The following is a 9,192-nucleotide window of genomic DNA, read 5'->3' as shown; positions in this document are numbered from 1 at the left end:
CCCGGGCGCGACGATCGTCCCGGTCGGCATTCAGAAGGGCGAGCCGCCCGCGGCGCTCGCGCACTGGACGCTCGCCGAGCTCACCATCGTCGGCACTGTCGCCCACGTGATGGCCGCCGACCTCCCCGACGCCGTGCGCCTGCTCGAATCCCGCGCCGACTGGAGCGACATCGCCGAGACCGTGCTGCCGCTCGACGAGGTCGTCAGCGGCGGCCTCGTGCCGCTCATCGCCGGTGCGCCCCTCCAGACCAAGACCCTGATCGACCCGTGGATCGACGCGCCCCGCACGGCACGTCACGAAAGGACCCCCGCATGACCGCCCGCACACTGATCCGAGGCGCCGCCGTGGTCTCGATGGACGACTCCATCGGCGACCTCCCCCGTGGCGACATCCTCATCGAGGACGGCACGATCGTCGCCGTCGGACAGGGCCTTGATCAGGTCGACGCGGACATCATCGAGGCCGGGCACATGATCGCGATGCCGGGCATGGTCGACACCCACCGGCACACCTGGCAGACGGCGCTGCGCGGCATCCTCGCCGACGGCAACATCCCCGACTACCTCAGGGGCATCCGCCTGCAGATGGCACCGCGCTATCGCGCCGAGGACATGTACGTCGGCAACTACCTGGGTGCGCTCGACTGCCTGAACGCGGGGGTGACGAGTCTCGTCGACTACTGCCACAACATCCTCGACCCGGACGGCGCGCACGCCGCTGTCACGGGGCTTCTCGACGCCGGCATCCGTGGCCTGTACGGGCACGGCATGACCCCCGTCGTCGAGAACACCTGGTCGGAGAGCCGCGGCGGCGCCGAGTCGGGGGAGGAGTCGGGGAGCTATCCGGCGCGTGCGGCGCTCGCGCGCGAGATCAAGTCGACCTACTTCTCGTCCGACGGCGTGCTGCGGTTCGGCCTCGTGCCCCAGGAGCTTGCGATCACGCCCGCCGCCGAGGTGGTGCGCGAGTTCGCGTTCGCCCGCGAGCTCGGCGCTCGGATGACGCAGCATGCGAACCAGGTGATCGTGCGGCAGCTGTTCTCGGATGTCGCGGTGATGCACCGCCACGATCTGCTCGGCGACGATCTGCTGCTCGTGCACTGCACGTTCAACACGCCCGAGGAGTGGAAACTGCTCGAGGGCACCGGCACGATGGTCTCGGTCTGCGCCGAGACCGAGATGCAGATGGGCATGGGCTATCCGCGTATCGCCGAGGCGACGCGCCATACGCCGGGGCCGAGCCTCGGCATCGACTGCGTGAGCGGCGACGCCGGCGACATGATCTCGCACGCCCGTCTCGTGCTGCAGGCGACGCGGTACCGATCAGATGAGCCCGGCTACGAGCGGATGGTGGCCCCGCAGCAGATGCTGTGGACCACCCGCGACGCGCTGCGCTGGCTGACGATCAACGGTGCGAAGGCGGCCGGCGTGGACGACGTTGTGGGGTCGCTCAGCCCCGGCAAGCGCGCCGACGTGGTGCTGCTCGACATGAGCGGGGTCAGCCAGGCGGGCTGGAACCGGCGGGACCCCGCGGGGGCGATCATCTCGCAGGCCCACGCCGGGCTCGTCGCCACGGTGCTCGTCGACGGTCGCGTCGTCAAGCGCGACGGGCGCCTCGTGCACGTCGACCTCCCGGCGGCGATGCGCCGAATGGATGCCTCGCAGGGCTACCTCTACGACCAGATGGATGCGAACGGCGGCTTCATCCCGCAGCCGCCCATCGACATCCCGCTGTATCGCGAACGCGCCTGACGCCCTCAACTGCGCCAGTTTCAAGGCTCACTGAACATTAGTGTTCAGTGAGCCTTGACACTGTGCAGTGAGGCTATTAGCGTGGCGACAGCACACTCACACGTGAGCCGACCAAGGGGGATCGGCGCACCGGCACCTGGAGTCAATGAAGACTATGAGCACCCGCACCCTGCTCCGCGGCGGAACCGTCATCACCTCGGCCCGCGCGGGAGAAGTCCTTCCCGACACGGACATCCTGATCTCCGCGGACGGCACGATCGAGGCCATCGGCCACGGGCTGTCCGTGGACGACGCCGAGGTGATCGACGTCACCGGACGCATCGTCCTGCCCGGCTTCGTCGACACCCACCGCCACACCTGGCAGTCGGTCGTGCGGAACGTGGCATCCGACTGGTCACTCACCGAGTACCTCGCCGGACTCCACACCGGGCTCTCGAAGTTCTTCCGGCCCGAGGACACCTACACGGGCAACTACCTCGGCGCCCTCGAAGCGCTCGACGCCGGCATCACGACCCTCGTCGACTGGTCGCACAACCTCGCGACCCCGGCCCACGCGGATGCCGCGGTGCAGGCCCTCACCGACACCGGCATGCGCGCCGTGTTCGCGCACGGCGGCGGCAACAAGCAGTGGGGCGCCCCGCTCCCGTCGCCCAACAACCACCCGGCCGAGGACGCCCGGCGCCTGCGGGAGACGGTGTTCAGCAGCAACACGGGACTCGTCACGATGGCCCTCGCCCTGCGCGGCCCGCAGTTCGTGACCCCCGAGGTCAACCGGCACGACTTCGCGCTCGCCGACGAACTCGACCTGCGCGTGACCGTGCACGTCGGCGACGGCTACTGGGGGAAGTCCGGCCCCATCCGCAAGCTGAAGGACGACGGGCTGCTCTCGGACCGCATCACCTACGTGCACTGCTGCACACTCGGCGACGACGAGCTGCAGATGATCGCCGACAGCGGCGGCACCGCCTCCTGCGCCCCCGACGTCGAGATGCAGATGGGACACGGATACCCCGCCACCGGACGTCTGCTGCAGCACGGCATCCGCCCCACCTTCTCCATCGACGTCTGCTCGAGCAACGGCGGAGACATGTTCGGCACGATGCGCACCGCCATCGGCATGCAGCGCGCCCTCGACAACGCCCCCGCCGTCGAGACCGGCGAGGTCGTCGAGCGCATCGGCCTCAGCGTCAACGACGTGCTGCAGTTCGCCACGATCGACGGCGCGCACGCCGCGGGCCTCGACCACCTCACCGGATCGCTCGTCGTCGGAAAGGCCGCTGACATCGTCGTGCTCGACGACCGGGCTCTTGCGATGACCCCGATGAACAACCCCATCGGCGCCGTCGTCTACAACGCCCACCCCGGGCTCGTGCGCGACGTGTTCGTTCAGGGCCGGCGCGTGAAGAAGGACGGTCAGCTCGTCGGTGTCGACTACGCGGCGCTGCGCTCCCGCGCCGAGGCCTCGCGCGACTACATCGTCGGCGAATGGCCCGAGGCGCACCTCGACGGCTCGTGGCACCCCGACCTCACCGTGCAGTCATGACCACCGTGAACGAACCGGCGGAGGTGCGCACGCGCACGGCGCCGGTGGACCGCCGACCCCTCCTCGCCGAGGTGCTGTCGTGGCCGGGCACCCGCGCGTTCATCGCCGTGGCGCTGCTCTTCGCGATCAGCCCGCTCATCGCCCCCGGCAGCGTGGGCACGACGGCGATCGTCTCGATGCTCCCCTTCGCCGCGCTCACGGCGATCGTGGCCATCGGCCAGACCCTCGTCATCCAGCAGGGCGGGCTCGACCTGTCGATCCCCGGCGCCGTGACTCTCGGTGCGCTCATCGCGGCCAAGTTCGGGGCCGACTGGGGGCTCACCACCGCGGTCATCGTCGCGATCGTCGCGACCTCGCTGTTCGGCCTGCTCAGCGGAGTGGTGATCACCGTCTTCGGTCTTCCGCCTCTCGTCGTCACGATCGCCAGCAACGCCCTCATGATCGGCGCCGTCCAGGCGGTCTCGGGCGGATTCGGCGCCCAGTCGGTTCTGGAGCTCAGCAACTTCGCGCTCAGCCGACTCTGGGGCATCCCGGTGCTGACCTTCTTCGCCGTCGCGATCGTCGTGATCATCCACCTCGTCGTCAAGGGCACGCGCGTCGGGCGCCGGTTCGAACTCGTCGGCGAGAACCCGCGCAGCGCCGCGAACATCGGGATCGCGACGCGGGCCTACACGATCAGCGCCTACTGGCTCGCCGCCGCCCTCGCGGCCGGTGCCGGGGTGCTGCTCGCCGGTCTGCTGCGCTCGCCGACCCTGACAGCCGGCAACGACTACCTCCTGCCCTCGATCGCCGCCGTCGTGCTCGGCGGTACCGCCCTCACGGGCGGGAAGGGGAGCTTCATCGGCACCGCGCTGGGTGCGCTCTTCCTCGCCCAGCTCGGCCAGCTCGTGCAGACCTTCACGCAGGCAACCGCCGTGCAGAACATCGTCCAGGCGCTGATCATCGGCGTCGGGATCGTCGCCCAGCTCGAGCTGGGCGGCACGTCGGCGAGGCTGCGACGCCTCGTCCGGCGTCAGAAGTGACCCGTCGCACCCACCCCCACCACCAGTGAACTCAATGAGGAGTGTGCAGTGAATCGCATCATCAAGCGACGTCGCGTCGCCGCAGCAGCGGCCGCGTCACTCGCGATCGTCGCCACAGCGCTCGCGGGCTGTTCGTCCACGAACGCCAGTTCGACCAACGCCACGGCCGGGAACCTCCAGGCCAACATCGCCGCCGGCTCGGTCGGCACCGTGTCCCAGTTCGCCGACATGTCGAGCATCTGCACCGCCAACGCGAAGCCGATGACCGTCGGTGTCGTCGACGGCGGCGGCACCAACAGCTGGTCGAAGACCGTTCTCGCCGAGATCAAGTCCGAAGCCGCGAAGTGCAAGGCGATCACCAGCGTCGACTACGTCGCGGGATCGTTCGATCTCGAGAAGACGACGTCCGGCATCACGAGCCTCGCATCGAAGGGCACGAACATCATCCTCGTGATCCCCGACGCCGGGCCCGGCGACGCCCACCTGCCGGCCATGCGCCAGGCGACCCAGGCCGGATCCTACGTCGTGGCGTTCGCCTCGGACCCGAACGGCAAAGCCGGCACCGACTACCTCGACTACACCGACCAGTCCCCGCAGTTCGTCGGCAAGTCGTGGGCGCAGTGGGTCGTCGACCGTCTCGGCTCAGCCGGCGGCAACGTCGTCTTCCTCGGCGGACCCTCCGGCGTGGCGGTGTCCTCGCAGGAGTTCGAGGGTGTCAAGGAGGTCGTCGCGGCCAACCCGCAGATCAAGCTCCTCAACTCCGAGCCCGTCGTCACCAACTGGGACCCGGCTCAGGCGCAGCAGGCCATGGCGGGACTTCTCGCCCAGTACCCGAAGATCGACGCGGTCATCGCCGACTACGGCGCATCCGCGGCAGGTGTCATCCGCGCCTACCAGGCCGCGGGCATCTCGGTGCCGCTGCTGACCTCGACCGACGACAACTCGCTCTCGTGCGGCTACGACGCGCTGAAGAAGACCAACCCGAGCTACGAGCTGGCGACCGTATCGTCGCGCACGTGGATCGGCCGCGTCGCCCTTCGCAAGGCCGTCGCCGCCTTCCAGGGGACGAGCGACACCGAGCCCTCGATCTACCAGCTCGCGCTCTATGAGGACTCGACCGGCCAGACGTCGGGATCGATCGCGCCCGACAAGGCGTGCCTCGCGTCGGCGCCGCCGGACGCGACGCCGTCCACGCTCCTGACCCCTGCTGAGATCACGCAGCTGTTCGGCTGACGACACGAAGGATTCCGACGATGACTGAACCCGCCCTCGTTCTCACGGGGATCACCAAGTCCTATCCCGGCGTGCGCGCCCTCGACGATGTGAGCGTCGAGATCGCACCGGGGAGGGTCCACGCGATCCTCGGCGAGAACGGGGCGGGCAAGTCGACCCTCGTCGGAGTCGCCGCGGGGTCGGTCGTGCCGGACACCGGCACGATCGGCCTCGCCGGCCGGGAGTTCTCCCGGATCCAGACCGCGGATGCGCGGGAGAACGGTCTCGCGATCGTCTACCAGATCCCCGCGCTCGCCCCCTCCCTCACGGTGGTCGACGCCGTGCTCCTGCTCCTCCCCGCTTCGAAGCGCCCCCGACGCCGGGGCGCGGCGGCGTGGCTCAAGGCCCACTTCGAGAAGCTCGGTCTCGAGATCGATCCTCAGGCGACGATCTCGACCCTCTCGCTGCGCGAGGCGCATCTCATCGAGATCGCCGCTGCGCTCGCATCCGACCCCCGCATCCTCGTGCTCGACGAGCCGACCGAAGCGCTCGGTCCCGACGAGACCCGCTGGCTGTTCGACCGTGTGAGCGAGTTGCTCGCCGACGGTGTCGCGGTCGTCTACATCACCCACCGCATCCCCGAGGTCATCGAGATCGCGACCGATCTGACGGTGCTGCGCGACGGCCGCGTCGTCGGACGCGGCAGCGTCTCCGACTACAGCGCGGACGAGATCGTCGAGCTCATCGTCGGACGCTCGCTGGAGACGACCTTCCCCGACAAGGCGGGGCCGGATGCCGACGGCACTCCGCTCCTCGAGGTGCTCGGCCTCGGTGGCCCGGGCTATCGAGACATCTCGTTCGCCGCGATGCCCGGACAGATCGTCGGACTCGCCGGCGTCGAGGGCAACGGCCAGCGCGCCGTGTTGCGCGGCCTCGCCGGCCTGGGATCGACCGCCGGCCGTGTGCTCCTGTCCGGCCGGCCGCTCGATGTGCGCTCCGCCCGCACCGCGGTGCGCGACGGCGTCGTGTTCCTTCCCGGCGATCGCATCGGCGAGGCGATGTTCGGCAAGATGTCGGTGCGCGAGAACGTCATCGCCCCCTCGATCGCCGAGGCGATGCCCACCGGCTTCGTCGACCGTCGTCGTGAGTACGCGCTCACCCGCACGGCGATCGCCGGTCTCGCCGTGAAGACCCCCACCCTCGAGACTCCTGTCGCCAGCCTCTCCGGCGGCAGTCAGCAGAAGGTGCTTCTGGCCCGCGCGCGCCTCGGCGAACCGAAAGTGCTCCTCGTCGAGGACCCGACGCAGGGCGTCGACGCCGGGGCGCGCGTGGAGATCTACGCCGTGCTGCGCTCGATGGCGGCGGATGGAGTCGCCGTAGTCGTGCTCTCGACCGACGCGGTCGAGCTCGAGGGTCTCTGCGACCGGGTCGTCGTGTTCTCCCGTGGCCAGGTGCAGGACACCTTCACGGGTGCCGCCGTCACCGAGCGCGCGATCACGGGCGCTGCGGTGATGTCCGAGACCGGTTCGGTCGCGACGGTCAGCGCGGTCCCGCGGCGTCGCCGCATCCCTCTGGCGGTGCGCGGCGAGCTGCAGGCCGGCGCCCTGCTGGTGCTGACGGTGCTGCTGGGAATGGCGACGACGTTCTTCTCGACGGCGTTCCTCAGCCCTCTCAACATGTCCCAGCTGCTCGCCAGCTCCTCGGTGCTGATCCTCGTGGGCCTCGCTCAGCTGGTCGTGGTCATGACCGGTGGCATCGATCTGTCGATCGGATCGGTGCTCGCTCTCTCGACCGTCGTCATCTCGTTCTTCGGCGGAGGCGGAATCGGGCTGTTCCTCTTCGGAGTGGTGCTCGCGCTCGTCGCGGGGCTCGCCGTCGGCCTCGTCAACGGTCTGCTCGTGACGCGACTGAACCTGCCGCCGGTCATCGCGACCCTCGTCACCTCGATCGCCGTCGTCGGCGCCGCGCAGGTGCTGCGTCCGAGTCCGGGCGGATCGGCGTCGAACGACATCATGGTGCTGATCGGCACCGCGGTGGCGGGCATCCCGCTCGTGCTCGCGATCGCGATCGTGCTCGCCGTCGTCATGTGGTTCGTGATCCAGCGCACACGTCTGGGGCGCGGTTTCCGCGCCGCGGGATCCGATGCGGTGAAGGCGAACCGCATGGGAGTGAACGTGCGGTCGATGCGGCTGCTGGCCGCGACATCCGCCGGCGTCATCGCGGCCATCGCCGGGCTCGCGCTGTACTCGAAGACCGGCATCGGTGACGCCAACACCGGTCAGGCCCTCACCCTCACCTCGGTGACGGCGATCGTCATCGCCGGGGCGAGCATCTTCGGCGGGTCGGGCTCGGCGCTGGCCGTCGCGGCGGCAGGTCTGCTGCTGCAGACAATCACGAACGCGCTGGCCTACCTCTCGCTGGGCCTCGCCTGGCAGTACTGGGTGCAGGGCGTGTTCGTGCTGATCGCGGCGATCCTGCCGATGATCGCGCAGCTGCGCCGCCGGTCCGCCCCGCCACGGGGACTGTGATGGATGCCGCGGGCTCAGCCGTGCAGGTCGTCCATCGCCCGCAGCACGTCGACGGCCGACGCCAGCTGCTCGCCGCGCCCGGCCTCTCCGGGAGCGGTCGGCATGGCCTGGTTCTGCTGGCGTCGGCCGACGACGAACCAGATGCCGCGGGCGGGGACGTCGCCGCGGTTCGAGTAGAGGTGCGGGCGCACCGAGTCGAACTGCAACGAGTCGCCGGCGTGCAGCGTGAAGGTGTCGAAGTCGAGCTGCAGGGTGAGCTCTCCCTCGATGAGGTAGGCGTACTCGATGCCCGAGTGGCGCATCAGTTTGCCCTCGATGGAGCTGGTCGCGCCGGGTGCGTAGGTCACGAGCAGCGCGTCGGCGGGCCCGCCCTCGCCGACGGCGAGTCGCTCCCAGATGACGCCGTTCTCCATCTCGAGCACGGGGTTCTCGTCACCGCGCTGCACGGCGGGCTTGACGGTGCCGGACGGCCGGAAGATCGGCGTGACCGGAGCCTCGTCGACGGCGGTCGCGCTCACGCCGAGCAGCTCGTCCATCGAGACGCCCAGGTGGCTCACGATCGCGTAGAGGGTGGACACGCTGGGCTGGGTCTTGCCCGTCTCGACCTGCGAGATGAGAGATGCCGAGACGCCGAGGGCCTGGGCCACGCTGCGCAGGCTGAGGCCTCGTTCGAGTCGGGCGTCGCGGATCCGCGCGCCGATGTCCTCGGTGGTCATACGTCCTCCAGGGGGTGCTCATCGCGTCGGCGGTGGCCGCGGCATCCAGTCATGGCGTACACGAGCCGATGCGCCCGACAATACACCGCATAAGCGTTAACTTAAACTGCACAATGTACACTTTTACTAAACACTGTGTGTTTGCAACTGACAGGAGAACTCGATGAAGAGTACGGGCACGACGGGTACCAACGCCGTCGACTGGGAGCAGCGCGTGGACTTCGATCGGCTTCGCGACGCGCGACTCGCGCGTCTGCGCGCCGAACTCGACCGCAGCGACGTGGGTGCGGTGCTGGCGTTCGACTTCTCCAACATCCGGTACATGACCGCGACCCACATCGGCACGTGGGCCATGGACAAGCTCATCCGCTTCTCGTTGCTGACCCGCCGCACCGACCCCATCTCGTGGGACTTCGGCTCCG

General features: G+C 69.4%; 6 protein-coding genes and 2 pseudogenes. 7 read left to right on the top strand and 1 reads right to left on the bottom strand.

What is annotated here, in order from left to right; translation table 11 throughout:
* The 6 genes and pseudogenes from ASG00_RS15540 to ASG00_RS13725 all read left to right on the top strand — a co-directional run.
* A pseudogene (locus ASG00_RS15540) lies at positions 1-316 on the top strand (hypothetical protein); the annotation flags it as partial.
* The gene (locus ASG00_RS15535) at positions 313-1,749 is read left to right on the top strand and encodes an amidohydrolase family protein (protein WP_056210275.1); all 1,437 of its coding nucleotides are present in this window, start codon (positions 313-315) and stop codon (positions 1,747-1,749) included. The pseudogene ASG00_RS15540 and the gene ASG00_RS15535, both read left to right, overlap by 4 nt.
* Before the next feature lie 154 nt (positions 1,750-1,903).
* Positions 1,904-3,292, top strand: coding sequence for an amidohydrolase family protein (locus tag ASG00_RS13740; RefSeq protein WP_056210273.1), 1,389 nt, complete (start codon positions 1,904-1,906; stop codon positions 3,290-3,292).
* Complete coding sequence (locus tag ASG00_RS13735) at positions 3,289-4,314, top strand: ABC transporter permease (RefSeq protein ID WP_056210271.1); 1,026 nt, start codon at positions 3,289-3,291, stop codon at positions 4,312-4,314. Before ASG00_RS13740 ends, ASG00_RS13735 begins: the two co-directional genes overlap by 4 nt.
* A gap of 48 nt (positions 4,315-4,362) precedes the next feature.
* On the top strand, positions 4,363-5,547 hold the full coding sequence (locus ASG00_RS13730) for a substrate-binding domain-containing protein (protein ID WP_056210269.1): 1,185 nt from the start codon (positions 4,363-4,365) through the stop codon (positions 5,545-5,547).
* Between the two features lie 20 nt (positions 5,548-5,567).
* Positions 5,568-8,054: an ATP-binding cassette domain-containing protein gene (locus ASG00_RS13725; protein ID WP_056210267.1), complete on the top strand. Its 2,487-nt coding sequence runs from the start codon at positions 5,568-5,570 to the stop codon at positions 8,052-8,054.
* A gap of 14 nt (positions 8,055-8,068) precedes the next feature.
* Here ASG00_RS13725 and ASG00_RS13720 read toward each other — a convergent pair whose 3' ends face one another.
* Positions 8,069-8,770 (bottom strand): helix-turn-helix domain-containing protein, encoded by a 702-nt coding sequence (locus ASG00_RS13720; protein WP_082483256.1) that lies wholly within the window; start codon positions 8,768-8,770, stop codon positions 8,069-8,071.
* A 163-nt stretch (positions 8,771-8,933) separates the two neighbouring features.
* On the opposite strand from ASG00_RS13720, the pseudogene ASG00_RS18640 reads away from it, so the two are divergent.
* Positions 8,934-9,192, top strand: a pseudogene (locus tag ASG00_RS18640) (M24 family metallopeptidase); the annotation flags it as partial.

It is taken from the genome of Microbacterium sp. Leaf351 (assembly GCF_001423825.1).
Taxonomy (GTDB): domain Bacteria; phylum Actinomycetota; class Actinomycetes; order Actinomycetales; family Microbacteriaceae; genus Microbacterium; species Microbacterium ginsengisoli.
This window is presented reverse-complemented; position numbering and strand designations above follow the sequence as displayed.

Bases quoted from the DNA above. Each gene is read 5' to 3' on its own strand.
- ASG00_RS15535 (WP_056210275.1), top strand. From the start codon at position 313: ATGACCGCCCGCACACTGATCCGAGGCGCCGCCGTGGTCTCGATGGAC.
- ASG00_RS13740 (WP_056210273.1), top strand. From the start codon at position 1,904: ATGAGCACCCGCACCCTGCTCCGCGGCGGAACCGTCATCACCTCGGCC.
- ASG00_RS13735 (WP_056210271.1), top strand. From the start codon at position 3,289: ATGACCACCGTGAACGAACCGGCGGAGGTGCGCACGCGCACGGCGCCG.
- ASG00_RS13725 (WP_056210267.1), top strand. From the start codon at position 5,568: ATGACTGAACCCGCCCTCGTTCTCACGGGGATCACCAAGTCCTATCCC.
- ASG00_RS13720 (WP_082483256.1), bottom strand. From the start codon at position 8,770: ATGACCACCGAGGACATCGGCGCGCGGATCCGCGACGCCCGACTCGAA.